21 protein-coding genes and 1 pseudogene are annotated in these 19003 nt (G+C 68.0%); 15 read left to right on the plus strand and 7 right to left on the minus strand.

Annotation, left to right across the window (positions count from 1 at the left end; all coding sequences use genetic code 11):
* The first annotated feature begins 2 nt into the window (after nt 1–2).
* Genes ACFWUU_RS19490 through ACFWUU_RS19500 form a run of 3 tightly spaced genes read left to right on the plus strand, consistent with a single transcriptional unit; the run spans nt 3 to nt 2286 of the window.
* Nucleotides 3–554 (plus strand): NADH-quinone oxidoreductase subunit B, encoded by a 552-nt coding sequence (locus ACFWUU_RS19490; RefSeq protein WP_137256644.1) that lies wholly within the window; start codon nt 3–5, stop codon nt 552–554.
* Nucleotides 551–1357 carry an NADH-quinone oxidoreductase subunit C gene (locus tag ACFWUU_RS19495; RefSeq protein WP_380177167.1) on the plus strand — a complete coding sequence of 269 codons (807 nt, stop codon included), beginning with the start codon at nt 551–553 and terminating at the stop codon, nt 1355–1357. Before ACFWUU_RS19490 ends, ACFWUU_RS19495 begins: the two co-directional genes overlap by 4 nt.
* On the plus strand, nt 1354–2286 hold the full coding sequence (locus tag ACFWUU_RS19500) for a GNAT family N-acetyltransferase (protein WP_380177168.1): 933 nt from the start codon (nt 1354–1356) through the stop codon (nt 2284–2286). Before ACFWUU_RS19495 ends, ACFWUU_RS19500 begins: the two co-directional genes overlap by 4 nt.
* On the opposite strand, the gene ACFWUU_RS19505 is transcribed toward ACFWUU_RS19500, so the two are convergent.
* Genes ACFWUU_RS19505 through ACFWUU_RS19515 form a run of 3 tightly spaced genes read right to left on the minus strand, consistent with a single transcriptional unit; the run spans nt 2277 to nt 4130 of the window.
* Nucleotides 2277–2702 carry a PIN domain nuclease gene (locus tag ACFWUU_RS19505; protein ID WP_380177169.1) on the minus strand — a complete coding sequence of 142 codons (426 nt, stop codon included), beginning with the start codon at nt 2700–2702 and terminating at the stop codon, nt 2277–2279. The genes ACFWUU_RS19500 and ACFWUU_RS19505 overlap by 10 nt on opposite strands.
* Complete coding sequence (locus ACFWUU_RS19510) at nt 2699–2920, minus strand: ribbon-helix-helix protein, CopG family (RefSeq protein ID WP_380177170.1); 222 nt, start codon at nt 2918–2920, stop codon at nt 2699–2701. Before ACFWUU_RS19510 ends, ACFWUU_RS19505 begins: the two co-directional genes overlap by 4 nt.
* A gap of 31 nt (nt 2921–2951) precedes the next feature.
* On the minus strand, nt 2952–4130 hold the full coding sequence (locus tag ACFWUU_RS19515; RefSeq protein WP_380177171.1) for an NAD(P)H-binding protein: 1179 nt from the start codon (nt 4128–4130) through the stop codon (nt 2952–2954).
* Nucleotides 4131–4192: 62 nt separating this feature from the next.
* Here ACFWUU_RS19515 and ACFWUU_RS19520 point away from each other — a divergent pair, with 62 nt between their 5' ends.
* Nucleotides 4193–5140 (plus strand): NADH-quinone oxidoreductase subunit H, encoded by a 948-nt coding sequence (locus ACFWUU_RS19520; protein WP_380177172.1) that lies wholly within the window; start codon nt 4193–4195, stop codon nt 5138–5140.
* Here the strand turns inward: ACFWUU_RS19520 and ACFWUU_RS19525 are convergent.
* Genes ACFWUU_RS19525 through ACFWUU_RS19540 form a run of 4 tightly spaced genes read right to left on the minus strand, consistent with a single transcriptional unit; the run spans nt 5127 to nt 8546 of the window.
* Nucleotides 5127–6326 carry an ABC transporter permease gene (locus tag ACFWUU_RS19525; protein ID WP_380177173.1) on the minus strand — a complete coding sequence of 400 codons (1200 nt, stop codon included), beginning with the start codon at nt 6324–6326 and terminating at the stop codon, nt 5127–5129. The two genes, ACFWUU_RS19520 and ACFWUU_RS19525, sit on opposite strands and share 14 nt — an antisense overlap.
* Entirely contained in the window at nt 6323–6988 is a 666-nt protein-coding gene (locus ACFWUU_RS19530; protein WP_380177174.1) for an ABC transporter ATP-binding protein, read from the minus strand. Before ACFWUU_RS19530 ends, ACFWUU_RS19525 begins: the two co-directional genes overlap by 4 nt.
* On the minus strand, nt 6985–8037 hold the full coding sequence (locus tag ACFWUU_RS19535) for a peptidoglycan-binding protein (RefSeq protein WP_380177175.1): 1053 nt from the start codon (nt 8035–8037) through the stop codon (nt 6985–6987). Before ACFWUU_RS19535 ends, ACFWUU_RS19530 begins: the two co-directional genes overlap by 4 nt.
* On the minus strand, nt 8037–8546 hold the full coding sequence (locus ACFWUU_RS19540; RefSeq protein ID WP_380177176.1) for a hypothetical protein: 510 nt from the start codon (nt 8544–8546) through the stop codon (nt 8037–8039). The genes ACFWUU_RS19535 and ACFWUU_RS19540 overlap by 1 nt, the downstream gene beginning before the upstream one ends.
* Before the next feature lie 105 nt (nt 8547–8651).
* Here ACFWUU_RS19540 and ACFWUU_RS19545 point away from each other — a divergent pair, with 105 nt between their 5' ends.
* The 11 genes and pseudogenes from ACFWUU_RS19545 (at nt 8652) to ACFWUU_RS19595 (ending at nt 18993) form a co-directional block, all read left to right on the plus strand.
* Nucleotides 8652–9308, plus strand: a complete 657-nt coding sequence (locus ACFWUU_RS19545) for a response regulator transcription factor (protein WP_137256654.1) — start codon at nt 8652–8654, stop codon at nt 9306–9308.
* Nucleotides 9305–10507: a sensor histidine kinase gene (locus tag ACFWUU_RS19550; protein WP_380177177.1), complete on the plus strand. Its 1203-nt coding sequence runs from the start codon at nt 9305–9307 to the stop codon at nt 10505–10507. The genes ACFWUU_RS19545 and ACFWUU_RS19550 overlap by 4 nt, the downstream gene beginning before the upstream one ends.
* Before the next feature lie 41 nt (nt 10508–10548).
* A complete protein-coding gene (locus tag ACFWUU_RS19555) occupies nt 10549–10893 on the plus strand; it encodes a YciI family protein (RefSeq protein ID WP_380177178.1) in 345 nt (114 codons plus the stop codon).
* Nucleotides 10890–12086 (plus strand): RNA polymerase sigma factor, encoded by a 1197-nt coding sequence (locus ACFWUU_RS19560; RefSeq protein ID WP_380177179.1) that lies wholly within the window; start codon nt 10890–10892, stop codon nt 12084–12086. Before ACFWUU_RS19555 ends, ACFWUU_RS19560 begins: the two co-directional genes overlap by 4 nt.
* A gap of 116 nt (nt 12087–12202) precedes the next feature.
* On the plus strand, nt 12203–12880 hold the full coding sequence (locus ACFWUU_RS19565; RefSeq protein ID WP_380177180.1) for a methylenetetrahydrofolate reductase: 678 nt from the start codon (nt 12203–12205) through the stop codon (nt 12878–12880).
* A gap of 182 nt (nt 12881–13062) precedes the next feature.
* A pseudogene (locus tag ACFWUU_RS19570) lies at nt 13063–13278 on the plus strand (4Fe-4S binding protein); the annotation flags it as partial.
* 128 nt (nt 13279–13406) lie between these two features.
* Nucleotides 13407–13901 carry an NADH-quinone oxidoreductase subunit J gene (locus ACFWUU_RS19575; RefSeq protein WP_380177181.1) on the plus strand — a complete coding sequence of 165 codons (495 nt, stop codon included), beginning with the start codon at nt 13407–13409 and terminating at the stop codon, nt 13899–13901.
* A gap of 1 nt (nt 13902) precedes the next feature.
* On the plus strand, nt 13903–14232 hold the full coding sequence (gene nuoK, locus ACFWUU_RS19580) for an NADH-quinone oxidoreductase subunit NuoK (protein WP_137256661.1): 330 nt from the start codon (nt 13903–13905) through the stop codon (nt 14230–14232).
* Nucleotides 14229–15995 (plus strand): NADH-quinone oxidoreductase subunit L, encoded by a 1767-nt coding sequence (locus ACFWUU_RS19585; protein ID WP_380177182.1) that lies wholly within the window; start codon nt 14229–14231, stop codon nt 15993–15995. Before nuoK ends, ACFWUU_RS19585 begins: the two co-directional genes overlap by 4 nt.
* Entirely contained in the window at nt 15992–17545 is a 1554-nt protein-coding gene (locus tag ACFWUU_RS19590) for a NuoM family protein (RefSeq protein ID WP_380177183.1), read from the plus strand. Before ACFWUU_RS19585 ends, ACFWUU_RS19590 begins: the two co-directional genes overlap by 4 nt.
* Nucleotides 17542–18993 (plus strand): NADH-quinone oxidoreductase subunit N, encoded by a 1452-nt coding sequence (locus ACFWUU_RS19595; RefSeq protein ID WP_137256664.1) that lies wholly within the window; start codon nt 17542–17544, stop codon nt 18991–18993. The genes ACFWUU_RS19590 and ACFWUU_RS19595 overlap by 4 nt, the downstream gene beginning before the upstream one ends.
* The last annotated feature ends 10 nt before the right edge of the window (nt 18994–19003 follow it).

The raw sequence follows: 19003 nt of genomic DNA on the forward strand, positions 1-19003 counted from the left end.
GCATGACCGAGCTGGGGATGCCGACGGTGCGACCGGCAGTCGGCGCGCTGGCGAGGCTCGCGCCGGAGCCGGTCCGGTACCTGCTGAACTGGGGGCGTAAGTACTCGCTCTGGGTGTTCAACTTCGGGCTGGCCTGCTGCGCGATCGAGTTCATCGCCGCGTCGATGGGCCGGCACGACTTCATCCGGCTCGGCGTGATCCCGTTCGCGCCCGGTCCGCGGCAGGCCGACCTGATGGTCGTGTCGGGGACCGTCACGGACAAGATGGCGCCGGCGATCAAGCGGCTGTACGACCAGATGCCGGAACCGAAGTACGTGATCTCGTTCGGCTCCTGCTCGAACTCGGGCGGGCCGTACTGGGATTCGTACTGCGTGACCAAGGGCGTCGACCAGATCATCCCGGTCGACGTGTACGTGCCCGGGTGTCCGCCGCGGCCGGAGGCGTTGCTGCAGGGGATCCTCAAACTGCAGGAGAAGATCGCGGGCGAGGCGCTTGCCGATCGGTACGACGAGCCGTCCGCCGCCGCGCTGACCCGCGGATTGGTGCAGCCTTGAGCGCCGACGCACTGGAGGCGCTGACGAGTGCCGGCATCGCGGCGACGTCGACGGACAGCTTCGGCCCGACGGCGATCGACGTACCGGCGGAGTCGTGGGTGGCGGCGCATGAGGTACTGCGGGATGCCGTCGGGCTCACGTTCTTCGATTTCCTGAGTGCTGCGGATGAGCTCACGGACGGGTTCCGGGTGGTGTCGCATCTCGCGGACTTCTGGGGCGGGTCGCATGTCGACCACGTGCTGGTCCGGACGCTGGTGCCGCGGGACAAGGCGGCGCTGCCGACGCTGTCCGAGGTGTACGCCGGGGCGAACTGGCATGAGCGGGAAACGTTCGAGATGTTCGGGATCAGCTTCGAGGGGCATCCGAACCTGATCACGCTGCTACTGCCGGACGAGTTCGAGGGCCACCCGCTGCGCAAGGAGTTCGTGCTGGCGTCCCGGGTAGCCAAGCCCTGGCCCGGAGCCAAAGAACCAGGCGAGTCCGACCACGCGCCGGCAGGCGCCCCCAGCCGCCGCCGCACCCTCCCACCCGGCGTCCCCGACGCGGAAACCTGGGGCCCCCGCCCACCAGGCTCCCCCGACCCAGACCCACTGGCAGCAGCCCAAGCCGCCGCCACCCCCGCCCGCCCCCGCCGCGCGGGCGGGGCAGCAGGTGCAGGCGGAGGCGCAGGAGCCGAACGCCGCACCCGCCGCCAACCCGCAACACCACCCAACGCACCCGCCCCTGCACCTGCCGCGGACCCAGCCCCCGGCGAGGAGGCTGGTGGTCGGTCGGGGGATGAGTCGTCGGGCGAGTCGTCGTGATTCCTTCGGCTGAGGTGTTGGCTCGGTACACGCTCGAGCGGCAGCATCCGTTGACCCGCACGTGGGTTGACGACGCTCGCCGCCTGGCCATCCTCACCGAAGAGCATGCGGCGCTGGACATTCTGCTGGCCGAGGATCTGCAGGTCGCCACCTACCGCGCGAAGCGCCTCGCCCCGGGCAAGTCACCTGAGCAGATGCTCAACCGTTGGGTTGCCGTAGGCAACGACCTTGAAGTGATGTTCAGCATCCGCTTCGAGAACATGAACCTCGCGAAACCGTTCGTCGACGCCACCCCGATGAGCCGCTCACCCGAACCGCGCGACCTCCAAGCGCTAGCCGCCGCAGCGCTCGAGTACTACGGCGTCCACAACCCGCTCTACCTCCGCCTCTGGAGCGCAGACGCCGGCGTCGACGGCACCGTGCCCGACCGCCGTTTCCTCGGCGCACCGATCAGCGAGCTGCAACCACACGACGTACCGCCCGGTCTCGCGCTCCGCCCGGCGAAGAGCGTCGAACACTACGACGAGGCGCGCCGCGCGTACGACGACGTCGACACCGACCACCCGCACCACACCGAAGAAGCCGCCATCCAGGACCTGGATGATCTCCAGGAGTCCGCCGACGACGGTCTGCTCTTCGACATCACAGTGAACGACGACTGGGCCGGGTACGCCGCCGCCATCATCAAGCCCGACGACGCTCTCGGCCTCCCCGCGTACGTCGTCCGCGAACTGATCCTCGCCAAGAAGTACCGCGGACACAGCTACGGCCCCCACCTGAGCACCCTCCTCGCCCAGGCCCTCCCCGACCCGACGCGCATCTTCATCGGCACCATCCACTCCGCCAATCAAGGCGCCCGCACCGCAGCCCTGACCGCCGGCCGCCACGACGTAGGCGGCTGGCTTCAACTCCCGCTACCTCAGGCCTGAGCGAGTCGCTCTGTCGGCTGCCCGGTGAGGTCGGCGATGAGCTCGAAGTCCTTGTCCAGATGGAGAAGGACGAGTCCGGTCTGCTCTGCAGTGGCCGCGATCAGCAGGTCCGCCACCGAGGGGGCTCGATGCTGCCCGGCGGATGCGAGCTGCGACTGTATGACGACGGCGCGACGCTCAATCGCGGGGGTAGCGTTCTCCAGTGGCATGGCGGCGATGGATGGCTGATGCAAGAACAATCGATGCTCGTCCGCGGACCGCGCCGAGAAACCGAGTTCGAGCAAGGTGACGGTGGTGATGTGTACCAGTCCCCGGTTGATGCGGTTGGCCCATTCCTCCCTGTCAGGAGTCGTGTTCAGCCGCACCACGGCCGACTTGTCGATCAGCCAGCGCCGGGAGTCGACGGACGGCGTCATGACCAGGCCTGCTCCATGACGTCAGGATCCTCGACGTCGCGGGTCAGTTCCGCCAACCGCTCCAGGTCGGCGACAGTCACGACCACCTGTGAGCGCGCAGCCTCCTGGCTGAGTTGCCGGCGCAGATACTCACTCCTGGACAGTCCTAGACCTGCTGCTCGCTTGTCGATCACGGCGAGTACGTCGTCGGGTACGTCGCGAATGAGGACATCAGTCATGGCGTCACCTCCCAATCGGTATCACATGATATCAGGACGGCGCGGGCGTGTAGTAGAAGACCTCCTCGCGGGTGATCTGGCCGGACTCAACTGTGCAGAGGGAGAGTTTGGTGGTTTGGGAACGGGCGCCGGTTTGGGTGTTGCGTTGGGTGAAGGTGAAGCGGATGGCGAAGTGGTTGTCGTGGAGGAGGGGGCCCAGCGTTTCGACGGCGAGGTATTCGACATCTGCGTTGAGGCGGCGGGTGTTTTCGAGGATGGCTGCGACGCCTTTGAGTTCGGTGGCCGATTCGAGTGGGGCCGCGCGGACGACATCCGGGGCGAGGAAGGCCAGGGCGGCGTCGAGGCGGCCGGACGACAGTGCGTCGGCGTACCTGTGGGCGACTTCGGTGGTGGAGAGGATGCGGAATTCGTCGGCGTGTTCGTGGGCCCATTCGGCGAAGGTGAGGGCGGGGCGGCCGGTTAGTTCGGTGACGGTGGTGGTGACTGGTTCGGGGTTGTCGACGAGTGAGGCCCAGTAGCTGACCGCGCTCGCGGCGAGGGCCGGGTCGGCGCCTTGGTCGAGCATGGCCTGGCGGGCGGCGTCCTCGGTCAGGGGTACGACGTGCAGGTCCTTGCCGACTGCACGGCCGATCGTGGCCACCTGCTCGGCCTGCGTCAGCGCCTCGGGGCCGGTGAGCTCGTAGATCTGGCCGACGTGCCCGGGGTTGACGAAGCTGAGTACGGCGACCGCCGCGATGTCGCGCTCGTGGATCATCGACCGCGACGCCTCCGGGTACGGAAGCGGGAGCGTATCACCCGAACGGAAGTCCTCGGCCCACGACTGCGCGTTGACCGCGAACCCGCTCGGCCGCAGGAACGTCCACGCCTTGCCCGCATCACGCAGCAGCCGCTCGACATCACCCCAGACCCCACCCTCGGCGGCATTGAGCGACGACAGATACACCACCCGCGAAGGCAACGCCGGGACGATCTCCCCGGCCCCGTCCGCGCTGAACGACGGCCACAGCAAGAACGCGGCATCCACGTCGGCCGAGGCCCGGCGTACGGCGTCTGCGTCGGTGATATCGCCCCGGATCAGCTCGACCTCGGGCGGGAACCCGGCGAGGTCCGGCGTACGGACGAGGGCTCGGACGGTGACGCCGGCAGCGCGCAGACCGTCGACGACGTGGCGGCCTACGCGGCCCGTGGCTCCGGTGACAAGGATTCTCATGTGACCCACCCTTCGACCTCAACGTTGGTTGAGGTCAAGCCGGAACCACTAGGCTGACGGTCATGCTGGAGTTCGTGGTGCGGGTGGTGGGCGTCCTGGTCGCCTTCCTGGTGGCGCCGTTGCTGGTCGGTCAGGCCGAGCACAAGGTGATGGCGCACATGCAGTCACGGCTCGGCCCGATGTACGCCGGTGGGTTCCACGGCTGGGCGCAGCTGGTCGCGGACGGGGTGAAGTTCGTCCAGAAGGAGAGCGTCGTCCCGGCGGCCGCGGACAAGCGCGTCTTCGAATGGGCCCCGATCGTCGCGATCCTGCCGTACCTCGCCGCACTCGCCGCGATCCCGCTGGCGCCGGGCATCGTCGGTGCCGATCTCGACTCCGGCCTGTTCTTCGTGCTCGCGGTGATGAGCATCGGCGTCCTCGGCTCGCTGATGGCGGGCTGGGGCAGCGGCAACAAGTACAGCCTCCTCGGCGGACTGCGGGTCGCGGCGCAGCTGATGAGCTACGAGCTGCCGTTCGTGCTGTCCGCGGCGAGTGTCGCGGTCGCCGCCGGTTCGCTCAGCCTGACCGAGATCGGGCATGCCTGGAACCCGTGGTGGCTGCTCTGGCAGCTGCCCGGCATGGTCGTGTTCTTCATCGCCGGCCTGGCCGAGCTGCAGCGGCCTCCGTTCGACATGCCCGTCGCGGATTCCGAGGTGATCTTCGGCCCGTACACGGAGTACACCGGTCTGCGGTTCGCGATGTTCCTGCTCGCCGAGTACGCCGGGATCGTCGTACTCGCGGGGCTCACAACGGTGCTGTTCCTCGGCGGCTGGAGTGGACCCGGGCCGGAATCGATCGGCTGGATCTGGACGCTGCTGAAGGTCGGCGTCGTCTCGGTCGTGGTGATCTGGGTGCGCGTGTCGTTCCCGCGCATGCGCGCCGACCAACTGCAGAAGCTCGCGTGGCAGGGCCTGGTGCCGGTGGCCCTGTTCCAGCTCGCGCTCACCGGCATCGGCGTCATCCTGTTCTGAGTGCTTCCGTCGGTGAGAGTCGGGCGGCCCGGATAGCCGGGTAGAGACCGGCGAGCCCACCGATCACCAGTGTGGCGACGACTCCGCCGGCGAGTGCCCAGACCGGGATCACCGTCAGCCAGCTCTGGTACGACGCGTACGCCGCCGTGACTGCGGATCCGAGAATCGCGCCACCGATTCCGCCGAGCGCGGAGAGCAGCAGCGACTCCGTGAGGAACTGCGTGCGGATCTGACCGCGGGTCGCGCCGAGCGACCGGCGGAGGCCGATCTCCGCACGGCGTTCGAGCACCGAGATCACCATGATGTTGGCTACGCCGACGCCGCCGACCAGGAGTGCCACCGCGCCGAGTCCGAGCAGCAGACCGGTGAACGCCTGCCCGGCGGCCTGTTTCGCGGCGAGCGCGTCGGACGGCCGCGAGACCTCGACCTCGTTCGGCGCCTCCGGGTTGGCCGTTGCCCCGAGCACCGATCGGACCGCCGGCACCTGCGCGTCGTCCGATCGCGTGTAGATCGTGGTCGGGTGTCCGTCGAACGACAGCCTGGTCGCCGCCGGCCAACCCATCAGGGCGGCGCTGTCCAGCTCGGGCGCGAGCGCAGCCGGTTCGAGGATGCCGAGGACGGTGAACCAGACGTTGCCGATCAGGACTTGCGTGTCCGGTCCGGCCTTCGTGATCCCGAGCCGGTCGGCGGCGCTCGCGCCGAGCACGGTCGCCGGGTACGAGCCGGTTGCCGCGTCGATCCATTTGCCGCTGCGGACGGTCGCGCCGATGGTGTCGAGCAGGTTGGTGCGGGCCGCGTACGCGATGATGCCGTTGGTCTCGACGTCCGGGATCTTGTTGGTCCGGTAGACGGAGGTGTCGTCGACCTTCCCGACTGCGGACTCGGCGCGAACCGGGGCGATCCGGCGGACCATGGCTTCGGCGGTCAGCGGGAGTTGCGCCTGCTCGCCGGTGAGTCGGGTGCCCGGGGCAACCGTCAGAAGGTTGGTGCCCAGGGCATCGAGTTGCCCGTCGAGCTCGGCCCGCGAGGACGACGAGATCCCGACGACGGACACCATCGCAGCGATGCCGATCGCAATCCCCAAGGCCGACAGGAACGCGCGAGTCGGTCGGGTGCGTAGACCAACTGCACCGACTCGGACAACATCTCTGAGTTTCAAGGATGCTGGTTTGAGTTCGCCTCTCATGACCGCACCTCCTCGACGATCACGCCGTCCCGCATGCGGACCTGGCGGGGCAGCGAGGCTGCGATGTCCCGGTCGTGGGTGATGACGACGACAGTCGTGCCTGCGGCGTGCAGGTCCCGGAGCAACTGCATGACTCCAGCGCCCGACGCCGAGTCGAGTGCCCCGGTCGGCTCGTCGGCCAGCAGTACGGCGGGTTCGCCCGCGACTGCTCGCGCAACCGCAACCCGCTGGCGTTCACCACCCGACAGCTCCTGCGGCTCGTGCTCCAAGCGATGCCCCAACCCCACACGTTCCAGTGCTATCGCCGCGCGCTTCCGTCGTACCGACAGTCGCAGACCGGAGTACAGCAATCCATCGGCCACGTTGTCCAAGGCACGCACACCCGCGGACAGATGGAACTGCTGGAACACGAATCCGATCCGCGTCGCCCGCAACGCCGACAGCCCCGCGTCGGACAACCGCGCCACGTCATAAGAATCGATCCGCACAGTCCCCGAGGTCGGCCGGTCGAGCGTTCCCAACACGTTGAGCATCGTCGACTTGCCGGAGCCCGACGGCCCGACGATCGCCACGAGCTCGCCGGCCTCGATCCGCAAGCTGACGCCGCCGAGCGCGTTGACGCCGCCTGGGTACACCTTGGTCACCTCGCTCAGCTCGATCACTTCGGGATCCCGACTGTCGTGCCGGCCTTGATCCCGGTGCCGCTGACCTCGACCTGACCACTCGCGAACAGCCCGGTCTTCACCTGCACGTACCGCGACGTCGTACCGTCCGTGACCTCGACGCCGAACCCGCCTTCGCGCAGTGCGACCAGCGCCGCGACCGGGACGGTCAGTACGTTCTTCCGTTCCGAGGCAGTGAAGGTGACATCAGTTGCCGCCGACGACCAACTGGCCACGGCCTTCTGGTTGGCGATGGCAACGATCACCTCGACCTTCGTCTCCGGGTCCTTGTCCGGGCTCTCCGCCGGGATGATCACCGTCGACACCTTCTCGATCCGGCCGGGCACGGTCTTGCCGTCCGGAAGCGCCACCGTCACGGCCGCGTTGAGCGTCGCGAGCCGCTGGTCCGCCGCATCGAGCTGGACCGTGACGGTCCGAGTCGTGCCGGTGTAATTGAGCACCGGCTGGTTCGGACCTAGCGGCGTACCCTCCTGACCCTGCACGCTGTCCACCCGGATATGACCGGGCGCGAACAGCACACTGCCGAGCTCGACCACCCCGGTCTCATGGAGCCCCAGATCGTCCTGCCACTCCTCCGCCGCTGCGGCAGTGGCGTCGGTGTACTCGTCGTCCACGGTGAAACCCGTGTACCCCATCGCCTTCAGGTTCTGTTCGAGCTGCAGTACGTCGTTGCCCTCGGCCCCGATCGACAACCTGCGGTACGCCGGGAGTGCGCCGTACAGCAAGATCGTCGGCTTGTTGTCGATGCTGTAGACGGTGTTCCCGCGAACCAGCTCACGCCCGCTGTCCGGTACGGCGGTCACGGTGCCGGCGACCCGGCTGACCGCGGAAGACGTCGTACCGAAGCCGAGTTGGCCGTCCTGGGTCTCGGTGTCCTTCAAGGTCTGCTGCGTGACCTTGGTGGTGTTGACCGGCAAAGCCTGCGCGGAGGGGTTCGTAGCCTGGCTGGTGTCGCCCCGGCTCACCAGGAACGCGCTCGCGGCGCCCCCGGCGGCCAGGACGACCACAGCCGTCAGTGCTTTGCGCATCAGCGTGCCGCCAGGATGCTCTGGCAGGCGCCCTGTGCCTTCTGGAAGTCGGGGTCGTCGGCGACGCCCGGGCCGATCATGATGCCGGGCTGGTCCGGCTTCGGGTCCGGGAACTTCTCGACACCGTTCTTCCGCATGCACTCGGCGTACTTGCGGCCGTTCTCCGCCTGCTGCGGGTTCGCGCTGCCCTGCGCCTGCGGGTTGTACTGGCTGCACGCCTCCATCGCCTGCTGGACCTGCTCCTGGGTGACGCCGGAGTTCTTGTCGAACCTGAGCATCGGCCCCTTGCCCGGCTCCGGGTCCGGGACGTTCAGGCCGTTCTCGCGCAGGCACTGGGTGAACTTGACCGCCATCTCGTCCTGACTGAGGCTGGCCGGCGCGCTGCTCGGTGCAGTCGCCCCGGCGCTCCCGGAGCCGGACGCGACCTGGGTGTCGGGCTTGTTGGCGCCACAACCGGTGATGAGAACGGCGGCCGCCAGCGCGGTGGCGGCCAGGATGGTCTTGCGCATCGGTGCGCTCCTCTCGTTTCCCGAAGCCTTCGCCGTACGCCGTTTCCCCGCGGTTTCCGAGTCCGCTAACGCGGGGGAAACACAGGCGTCGGGGATCATGGGTGCGTGCGCGTTCTGGTGGTTGAGGACGAACCGTTGCTGGCGGCAGCGATCGCGGAGTGGCTGCGTGACGAGTCACACGCGGTCGACGTGGCCGGTGACGGCGGCGCTGCGCTCGAACGGCTGTCGGTGAACGCGTACGACGTACTCGTGCTCGATCGCGACATCCCGGTCGTGCACGGCGACGAGGTGTGCCGGCAGCTGGTGCAGTCCGGGTCGGACACCCGGGTGCTGATGCTGACGGCCGCCGCTGCGGTCACTGACCGGGTCGAAGGGCTGGGGCTCGGTGCGGACGACTACCTGACCAAGCCGTTCGCGTTCGCTGAGCTGGCTGCTCGGGTGCTCGCGCTGGGTCGGCGGAGTCGTCCGGCGGATCCGCCCGTACTGCGACGTGCCGGGGTGACGCTGGATCCGGCGCGGCACGAGGTGTTCCGCGACGGCCGGTACGTGCCGGTGTCGAAGAAGGAGTTCGCCGTACTCGCGGAGCTGCTGCGGGCCGACGGCGCGACCGTGTCGGCCGAACAACTGCTGGAGAAAGCATGGGACGAGCACGTGGACCCGTTCACCGGGGCGGTGCGGCTGACGATCCTCAAGCTGCGCCGCAAGCTGGGCGAGCCGGGGCTGGTCGAGACCGTCACCGGCGTCGGGTACCGCATCCCATGAGGCGGCTGACGCTGCGGGGCCGGCTGACCTTGCTGTACGGCGGTCTGTTCATGGTCGCCGGAGTGGTGCTGCTGGGGGTGACGTATGCGCTGTTCACGGCGAACCTCGGGCAGAAATACCAGGTGATCGTGAAGGGGACTTATCTGAGTCCGACTGGGACTGCTAGCAAGCCGCCGCCTCCTGACCAGGCCTATGTGCTGAACAAGGACGGTGCGCTGCTGACGGGCTCAGACGCCGAGCGTGTGATGAACGAGCAGCGTGAGCAGGTGCGGCAGGCGGCGATCAAGTCGTTGCTGATCCAGGGGAGCGTTGCGCTGGTCGTTGTCGGTGGGTTGGCGGCTGGGTTCGGGTGGCTGGTGGCCGGGCGGGTGCTGGCGCCGCTGCATCGGGTCACCGACACGGCACGGCGGATCTCGGCTTCACCTGCGGCTCTGCATGAGCGGATCGCGCTGCAGGGGCCCGATGACGAGGTGAAGAACCTGGCTGATGCGTTCGACACGATGGTCGAGCGGCTGGACCATTCGTTCGACGGTCAGCGGCGGTTCGTCGCCAACGCGTCGCACGAGTTGCGTACGCCGTTGACGCTGGGCCGGGCGCTGGTCGAGGTCGCGATGCATCGGCGTACTGCGTCTGCCGATGTGAAGGAACTGGGCGAGAGCCTGCTCACGATCAACGCCCGGCATGAGCAGCTGATTGAGGGGCTGCTGATCCTGGCGGACTCGGAGAAGCAGCTTACGACCGTGTATCCGGTGAACCTCGCTGACGTTGTGACCCACGTCTGTAGTCAGTTGGCGGGTGAGGCCTCGGCGGCTGGGGTGGAGGTTGAGCGCGGGCCGGGAGAGGCACCGACCCGCGGGGACGCGCTTCTGCTCGAGCGGCTGGTCCACAACCTCGTCGAGAACGGCATCCGCCACAACACGCCCGACGGCTGGGTTCGCGTGATCAGCAAGACGGTCGGGGACGAGGTGCAGGTTGTCGTGACGAACACCGGGCCGGAGATCCCGCCGTACGAGGTCGAGAGCCTCTTCAAGCCGTTCTACCGCCTGGGCGCCGAACGGCTGGTCAGCGGTCGAGGTGCCGGCCTGGGGTTGTCCATCGTCCGCTCGGTAGCGGAGGCGCACGCGGGCACCGTCACCGCCGTACCGCGCCTCGGCGGTGGTCTGGAAATCACTGTGGTGCTGCCTGTCGATCTGGGGTGATGGGGTTCGTGTAGGTGGTACAGAGTGACTAGGAGGTTGTGATGAACCAGTACCTGCTCAGCATCTACCAGCCCGACGGCGTGATCCCCGAGCCTGAGGTGCTGGATCCGATCCTGCGTGACCTCCAGGCGCTGAACGAGGAGATGCAGTCGGCCGGGGTCTGGGTGTTCGCCGCGGGGCTGCACCCGCCGGAGACCGCGACCGTGCTGAAGGCCCAGGGTGACGAGGTGCTGATCACGGACGGGCCGTTCACCGAGGGCAAGGAGCATCTGGGCGGCTTCACGGTCATCCAGGTCGAAGACCTCGACGCCGCTCTGCACTGGGCTCGTCGCCTCGCCAAGGTGTTGCGCAATCTGTCCGTAGAAGTCAGACCGTTTCAGTCGTGACGCCTGACCTTGCGGCAATCTTCCGCGCTGAGCACGGCCGGGCGGTTGCTGTGTTGGCGCGGGTGTTCGGGGATCTGGAGATTGCCGAGGACGCCGTGCAGGACGCGTTTGCGACGGCGGTGGAGAAGTGGCCGGAGAATGGCGTACCGCCGAGTCCTGCGGGGTGGATCATCACGACTGCGCGGAACCGGGCGATCGATCGGCTGCGCCGTGAGTCGGCGCGGGCGGACAAGCAGGCCGAGGCGGCGTTGCTGCATGCCGAGGGTGAGCCGGAGGAGGTGGGCGCTGTGTACGACGACCGGCTCCGGCTGATCTTCACCTGCTGCCACCCGGCGCTGGCGCTCAACGTCCGCGTAGCGCTCACGCTCCGCATGCTCGGCGGCCTGACCACGACCGAGATCGCCCACGCGTTCCTGGTTCCTGAGCCGACGATGGCGCAACGCCTGGTCCGCGCGAAGGCGAAGATCCGCGCGGCGGGGATCCCGTACCGCGTCCCGTACGAAGCCGATCTCCCCGAGCGGGTTCGCGGCGTACTCGCCGTCGTCTATCTGATCTTCAACGAGGGGTACGCCGCGTCGTCCGGCGAGTCGCTCGTCCGCGACGAGCTCGCACTCGAGGCGATCCGCCTCGGTCGCCTCCTCGTCGAACTCATGCCCGACGAACCCGAGGCCGTCGGGCTACTCGCCCTGATGCTCCTCCAACACTCCCGCCGCCCCGCGCGGGTCGGTGCAGACGGCGCCCTGATCCGCCTACCCGACCAGAACCGGGCCCTGTGGGACCGCGAGCTGATCACCGAGGGCCAGACCCTGGTCCGCCAATGCCTCCGCCGCAACCACCCCGGCCCCTACCAACTCCAAGCAGCCATCAACGCCGTCCACGCCGACGCCCCCACAACCGCCTCCACCGACTGGCGCCAGATAATCCACCTCTACGACCACCTGCTGACCGTGGAGCCGTCCCCCGTGATCGCCCTCAACCGCGCAGTAGCCGTATCCGAGGTCGAAGGCCCAGCCGCCGCACTAACCCTGGTAGACGCCCTCTCCCTCAACACGTACTACCTCTTCCACGCCATCCGCGCCGACCTCCTCACCCAACTCGCCCGCACCTCCGAGGCCCAGGCGGCGTACAAACGCGCCCTCGCCTTGACCCCCAACGAAGCCGAACGGAATTTCCTCCGCACACGCCTGCTGTAGCTCCGCGCACCTTCGGCGTTCTGTAGGGTCCTGGCGTGCGGGGATTTGAGTTGGTTTGTGAGGTGGAGCCGCCTACTCGGCCTGATCTGAAGCGGGTTCGGCATCAGATTGGGGTGATGAGTCCGATTGCGGACGGGTTCTTGATCCCGGACAACCACATCGGGCGGGCGACTGTGTCCAGCGTCGCCGTAGCCAACGAGGTGCAGTTGATGGGGGCTCGGGGCATCGCCTGCCTCAACTCCCGCGACCGGAATTTGCTCGGCTTCCGGCGGGACCTGCTGACAGCGGCGGCGTACGGCGTGGAGCAGTTCCTCTTTGTCCACGGTGACGAGCCAAAAGAAGGTTCGCGCACCAGCCAGCTGACGGTACGCCGGATGATCGAGCAGGCGCGCGAGACGTCGTACCCGGGCTGCAACCCGTTCCAGGTCGGCGCGGCGACCCGCCTGGCGAAGGTGCCGAGCTGGAAGGCCGAGGCTGACTTCCTGTACGTGCAGGTCAGCTACGACCTCGACGAACTGCTCCGCTGGCGCGAGTCGGTCGAGCTCGACATCCCGGTGTACGCCGGCGTGATGGTGCTCGCCTCCGCGAAGATGGCCCACAACCTGGCCGCGCTTCCCCAGCTCACCATCCCGGACGAACTGATCGAGGCAGTGGAGCGGGACCGCGACGCCGGCGTCGACCACGCCTGCGAGCAAATCCTCAAGATCCGTGACTCAGGCGCCTTCGACGGCGTTCACCTGATACCTGTCAGCCGCTACCGCCAGGTGGCCGCCCGCCTCGAACGCGAGCTGTAAAGGCGGCAGATCAGCTAATGTCCTGCTAAGGAGACGGGAGGTGGAGCGTGGGGGTACCTGGTAAGGGGCTCGTCGAAGGGCTGAAGGTCACCGCGAAGACGCTGGCCCGTCGGTCCGTCACCGAGCAATATCCGGATGTGCTGCCGGAGCTACCGCCGCGCAGCCGCGGTGTGATCGCGTTGATGGAGGAGAACTGCACCTCCTGCATGCTGTGCGCCCGCGAGTGCCCGAGCTGGTGCATCTACATCGACTCGCACACCGAGACCGCGCCGTCGGTCGGTGAGCAGGCGCGCGAGCGCAGCCGGAACGTGCTGGACCGGTTCGCGATCGACTTCAGCCTCTGCATGTACTGCGGGATCTGCATCGAGGCCTGCCCGTTCGACGCGTTGTTCTGGTCGCCGGAGTTCGAGTACGCCGAGACCGACCTGCGCAACCTGACCCACGAGAAGGACCGCCTCCGCGACTGGATGTGGACCGTCCCCGCACCACAACCCATCGACCCCGGCCCGGCGACCGAGGACGAGGCGTGACGACATTCCTCTTCAGCGTTGCGGGCGCGGTGGCCCTCATCGCCTCCGTCCTGGTCGTGACGTCCCAGCGGATCGTGCACGCTGCGCTCTGGCTGGTCGTCGCCCTCGGCGCGATCGCCGGCTGCTTCGGCGTACTGCATGCCGAGTTCGTCGCGCTGGTGCAGATCCTGGTGTACGTCGGCGCGATCGTCGTACTCGTGCTGTTCGCCCTCATGCTGACCAAAGCGCCGACCAACCCGCTGCCCAGCCTGACCACCGGCCGCAGCCCGTTCGCCGCCGTTGTCGCCGGTGTGCTCGCGGTACTCCTCGGCACCGGCGTGGTTCTTGCCTTTGGCAACGAGAAGATCAAGCCGGTCGCGGACGGATCCGCACAGGCCGTGGGTACCCAGGTCTTCAAGACCTGGGTGCTGCCGTTCGAAGTTCTCTCGGTTCTCCTGCTGGCCGCGCTGATCGGCGCGATCGCCCTGTCCCAGCGGAAGAAGGAGGACTGACGTGCCGTTGATCCTCCCGCTGCTGCTGGCCGTCGCGCTGTTCTGCATCGGGGTGTACGGCGTTCTCGCGCGCCGCAACCTGATCACCCTGCTGATGTCGTTCGAGCTGATGCTGAACGCGGTCAACCTCAACCTGGTCGCGTTCGACGCGTGGCGGATCAACGAGGCCACCGGTCAGACCCTGGCGGTCTTCGTGATCACGCTGGCCGCGGCCGAGATCGGTCTGGGGCTGGCGATCGTGCTGCTGCTGTTCCGCGGCCAGGGCCACGTCGACGCAGATGCCGCCCGTGACCTGGCAGAACAAGTGGTGGAAGAGGAGCGGGCCACGTGATCGCGACCGCCTGGCGGGTGGTCGGCGTCGGCTTCTCGCTCCTCGTCGTGCTGGCCGCAGCTCTCCTGTACGGCGTCGACCCGCAGCAGACCATGGCCGGCGGAGCCATGATCGGCGAGGACTTCTGGTTCTCGTACGAGTTCCGCACCGACGGCCTCACCGTCCTGATGCTCGCCGTCGTCGGGGTCGTGTCCGCCTGCGTCCAGATCTATTCGATCGGGTACGTCCGCGAGCGCATCGCGTCGTACACGGCTCTTGTCACGCTGTTCACCGCGGCGATGGTGACGGTGGTGATCTCGGACAACCTGTTCCTCCTGCTGATCGGCTGGGAGGTGATGGGCGCCTGCTCGTACCTGCTGATCGGGCACTACTGGGAGCGGCGCGACGCGCGGGCCGGTGCGATGAAGGCGTTCCTGATGACCCGGCTCGGCGACGTCGGGTTCCTGTTCGGGATCTTCGTGCTGGGCGTCGGGTACCACAGCTTCCGGATCTCCGAGCTCGGCACCAGCCCGATCGAGCCGCACACGTTGACGATCGGCACGATCCTGCTGCTGGTCGGCGTCATCGGCAAGTCCGCGCAGGTCCCGCTGCAGACCTGGCTCCCCGACGCGATGCCCGGCCCGAGCCCGGTCAGTGCTCTGATCCACGCGGCGACGATGGTTGCCGCCGGTGTCTTCCTGATCGCCCGCCTGTACAACGTGTTCGTCGAGGCCCAGACCACGCTGACCGTGCTGGCCGTCGTTGCCTGCGTGACGATGCTGTTCGCGGCGTCCTGCGCGATGGCGGCGGTGGAAGTGAAGCGGGTGCTCGCCTGGTCGACCGTAAGCCAGTTGGCGATCATGTTCGCCGGGCTGTCACTAGGTACGCACGACGGTCGCCGCGCGGCGCTCTTCCACCTGCTGACGCACGCGGCGTTCAAGGGTCTGCTCTTCCTCTGCGCCGGCGTGCTCCTGCATCAGGTCGGCAGCGCGGCGTTCGTCGTACTGCGCCGTTACACCCGGCGTGGCGCTTCGCGGAAGCAGTTGCGGGTGACGTTCGTGACGATGACGATCGGGCTCGCCGCGCTGGCCGGCGTACCTGGGTTCGCAGGCTTCTTCTCGAAGGACTCGGTGGTCGAAGCCGCCTGGGAGCAGGCCCGGGACGGTTCGACGGTGGGCTGGATCGTGCTCGTGTCGGTCTGCCTGACCGCGGCGATGACCGCGTTCTACTGCGTCCGCCTGTGGTTGTGGGTGTTCTTCCGTACTCCGGCCCTCGCGGGCGCGGTCGGCGCGTTCGAAGGCGATGACCCGATGGCGGATCTCGACGAGCCGGACGCGAACAAGTTGCGCGACGGTTCCTGGGTGATGCTCGCGCCGATGGTGCTGCTGGCCGTCGGGGCGATCGGGCTTGGCTACACCGACGGCGTGGACCTCAACTGGGCGATCGCCGCCATCACGACCGTGCTCGCATTGCTCGGCGGCCTCGCGGCGTACTCGCTCTGGCATCGGGGCGCTGATCCGCGACCGGTCGTGCTGGAGCGCGAGTACGGCGTGGATCCGGCGTACCAGCGGCTGTTCGTCGTACCGGTGGAGTGGCTGGCGAAGCTCGCGGTCGGCAACGATCGGGATGTGATCGGCGGATATGTACGGGCGACCGGACGCGCCGGCGTGCTGGCTTCGCAGGGGTTCCGGAAGCTGCAGACGGGGAACGTGCAGACGTACCTGACCGCGGCCGTGATCGGTGCGGTCGCGCTCGCGATCCTGGCGGGGGTGATCGGCTCGTGAGCGAATCGTTGCTGATCGCCCTCATCGCGGTGCCGACGCTGACCGCTGTGGTGCTGTGGGCGCTGCCCGTGGTGACTGCCGATCGGATCGCGGCGCTCGTCGGGACGATCGTGTCCGGGGTTCTGCTGGTCGCGTCGATCGTCCTGTGGTGGGACATGCGGCGGCCGCACTGCCCGTGCACTTACACGCTGGGGCTCAGCGCCGGACCGCAGCCGCGGACCTTGCCCGGCAAACTCCTGCCGTATGTCGACATCAACGTCCCGTGGATCCCGTCGCTCGATGTGCGATTCCACCTCGCTGTCGACACCATCTCGATCCCGCTGATCGCGCTGACCACGCTGCTCGTCTTCCTCTGCTGCGTCTACTCGCTCAAGATCACCCCACGCATCGGCCGCACCCGCTCGCTGATCGCACTCCTGCTCGTGATCGAGACCGGCGTGATCGGCACCTTCTCGGCCTCCGACCTCGTGCTGTTCTTCGTCTTCTTCGAGATCGTGCTGATCCCGATGTGGCTAGTGATCGACATCTGGGGCGACGACCACGACCGCGCCGGGCGTCGACGTGCCGCGACCACCTTCATCCTGATGACGGTGTTCGGCTCGGCGCTGATGCTGTTGGGCTTCCTGCTCATCCACAGGCACGCCGGGACGTTCGACCTGGTGTTCCTCGGGCAGCATCCGGTCAAGGGCGGGCACGGTGTTCCGCTGGCTGCCGCGATCCTGATCGCCGTCGGGCTCGCGGTGAAGATGCCGCTCTGGCCGCTGCACATCTGGTTGCCCGACGCCCATGCCAAGGCGCCGACGGTCGGCTCGGTGCTGCTGGCCGGCGTACTGCTGAAGCTGGGCAGTTACGGGATGATCCGGATCCTGCTGCCGGTCCTGCCTGACGCGACGGCCACCATCGCGCCGTACCTGGCCGGGTTCTCGGTTGTCGCGATCATCGCCGGATCGTTGGCCTGCCTGGCGCAGACCGATGTGAAGCGGCTGATCGCGTACTCGAGCGTCGGGCACATGGGCTTCATCGGGCTCGGCATCGCGACGATGTCGCCCGAGGGTCTGAACGGCGCGCTGTACGCGAACCTTGCCCACGGCATCATCACCGGCCTGCTGTTCTTCCTGGCCGGGGCGATCAAGGACCGGCACGACACCAGCGACCTGCGCGCGATCGGCCGGGCGCTGTACGCGCGCTTGCCGCGGATCAGCGGGCTGCTCACCTACGCCTGCCTCGCGTCGCTCGGGTTGCCCGGGCTGGCTGGGTTCTGGGGCGAGATGCTGGTCCTGCTCGGTGCGTATCACCCGGCCGATTGGTTGCCGCGGGCTACTTTCATCGTGCTGATGGTGATCGCCGGGCTGGGCGCCGTACTGACCGCCGCGTACTTCCTCCGGCTGATCCGCGAGCTGTGCCAGGGTGATCCCGCCGAGAATCCGCCGGCCGCCTTCGCCGTCGACCTGAGCCGGATCGACCTCGTGACGTTCGCGCCGTTGGTCGTGCTCACGGTGTTCCTCGGTCTGTGGCCCTTCACGCTGCTCAACCAGTGGACGTTCCTATGACGCTGACCTGGACCGATTGGCAGGCGATCGCCGTACCGCTGGTGCTGGCGATCGGTGCGGTTGCGGTGCTGCTGATCGACAGCTTCTGGAAGAGTGCGTCGGCTGAGCTGCGGCATACCGTCGTCACGCTGCTGACGAGTGCGGTGCTGCTCTTCGGGCTCGTGTTCGTGTGGGCGCAGCGGGGCGGGTTCAAGCCAGCGTTCTGTCGGCCGGCGGTCGAGGGGCCGGCGGAGTGCAGCTTCGTGTTCGAGCCGTTGACGGCTGGGTTGTGGGCGGTGCTGCTGGTCGGCGGGCTCGGTGTGGTGGGCTTGTCGACGTACCGACTGTTGGCCTCGGATGTTCCGATCGGGGAGTACCACTTCCTGCTGCTGAGCGCGCTGACCGGCGCGACGGTGCTGGCCGGCGCGCGGGATCTCGCGACGCTGGTGATCGCGCTCGAGGTGGTGTCGCTGCCGAGCTTCGCGATGGTCGGACTGCGGCGGGACCGGCGCGGCTCCGAGGGCGCGATGAAGGCGTTCCTGGTGTCGGTGCTGTCGACTGCAGTGATGCTCTTCGGAGTGTCTTATCTGTACGGCGTGACCGGCTCGCTGTACCTGACCACGATCGCGAACCGGCTGACCGGTCTCGACCCTGACCTCGGGCGGGTGGCGTTCGCGGCCGGGCTGTTCGTGATCGTCGGGTTCGCGTTCAAGATCGCGGCGGTGCCGTTCCACGCCTGGTTGCCGGACACGTACGTCGGGGCGCCGATCGAGGTCACCACGTTCCTCGCCGTCGTCTCGAAGTCGGCCGGCGTCGCCGGGCTGCTCGTGCTGGTGACGGCCGGGATCGCGCCGGACGGCTCGCATCTGCGGACGGTGATCGCGATCCTCGCGGCGCTGACGATGACGGTCGGCAACCTCGCCGCGCTGCGTCAGGTCGAGGCGGTCCGGCTGCTCGCGTGGTCGTCGATCGGCCAGGTCGGCTTCCTGCTCGCGCCGTTGGCGGTCGGCGATGCGCAGGCGGTCGTCGGGTACTTGGCGGCGTACGTCGTGGTCACGCTCGGCGCCTTCGGGGCGGTCGCCGTCGTACAGCGTCACCGCCCCGGCGGGCTGCTGACCGACTACCGCGGCATGGTCCGCTCCGAGCCCGGTCTCGCCGCGGCGCTGATCTTCTTCCTGGTCGTCCTGGCCGGTCTGCCGCCGGGTCTCGCGGGCCTGTTCACGAAGTTCGCCGCCTTCCAGGCTGTCATCGACGCGCACCTCGGCTGGCTGGCGATCGTGATGGCCCTCAACGTGATGATCGGCCTGGCCGTCTACCTCCGCTGGATCGCCGAACTCTTCCGCCTCCCCGCCGACGACCCGTTCTCGGTAGACATCGAAACCCCCGCCGTCGCCATGATCTCCCTCTTCGCCGCCCTCACCGCCGTAGTCTCAGTCCTCCCCAGCATCCTGTTCGCCCTGGCCACCTGACCAGCTAACC

Origin of the sequence: Kribbella sp. NPDC058693, from assembly GCF_042715335.1 — a bacterium.
Taxonomy (GTDB): domain Bacteria; phylum Actinomycetota; class Actinomycetes; order Propionibacteriales; family Kribbellaceae; genus Kribbella; species Kribbella jiaozuonensis.

Bases quoted from the DNA above. Each gene is read 5' to 3' on its own strand.
- ACFWUU_RS19510 (WP_380177170.1), bottom strand. From the start codon at position 2,920: ATGACTGATGTCCTCATTCGCGACGTACCCGACGACGTACTCGCCGTG.
- ACFWUU_RS19490 (WP_137256644.1), top strand. From the start codon at position 3: ATGACCGAGCTGGGGATGCCGACGGTGCGACCGGCAGTCGGCGCGCTG.
- ACFWUU_RS19520 (WP_380177172.1), top strand. From the start codon at position 4,193: ATGCTGGAGTTCGTGGTGCGGGTGGTGGGCGTCCTGGTCGCCTTCCTG.
- ACFWUU_RS19525 (WP_380177173.1), bottom strand. From the start codon at position 6,326: ATGAGAGGCGAACTCAAACCAGCATCCTTGAAACTCAGAGATGTTGTC.
- ACFWUU_RS19540 (WP_380177176.1), bottom strand. From the start codon at position 8,546: ATGCGCAAGACCATCCTGGCCGCCACCGCGCTGGCGGCCGCCGTTCTC.
- ACFWUU_RS19535 (WP_380177175.1), bottom strand. From the start codon at position 8,037: ATGCGCAAAGCACTGACGGCTGTGGTCGTCCTGGCCGCCGGGGGCGCC.
- ACFWUU_RS19515 (WP_380177171.1), bottom strand. From the start codon at position 4,130: ATGAGAATCCTTGTCACCGGAGCCACGGGCCGCGTAGGCCGCCACGTC.
- ACFWUU_RS19555 (WP_380177178.1), top strand. From the start codon at position 10,549: ATGAACCAGTACCTGCTCAGCATCTACCAGCCCGACGGCGTGATCCCC.
- ACFWUU_RS19505 (WP_380177169.1), bottom strand. From the start codon at position 2,702: ATGACGCCGTCCGTCGACTCCCGGCGCTGGCTGATCGACAAGTCGGCC.
- ACFWUU_RS19595 (WP_137256664.1), top strand. From the start codon at position 17,542: ATGACGCTGACCTGGACCGATTGGCAGGCGATCGCCGTACCGCTGGTG.
- ACFWUU_RS19565 (WP_380177180.1), top strand. From the start codon at position 12,203: ATGAGTCCGATTGCGGACGGGTTCTTGATCCCGGACAACCACATCGGG.
- ACFWUU_RS19550 (WP_380177177.1), top strand. From the start codon at position 9,305: ATGAGGCGGCTGACGCTGCGGGGCCGGCTGACCTTGCTGTACGGCGGT.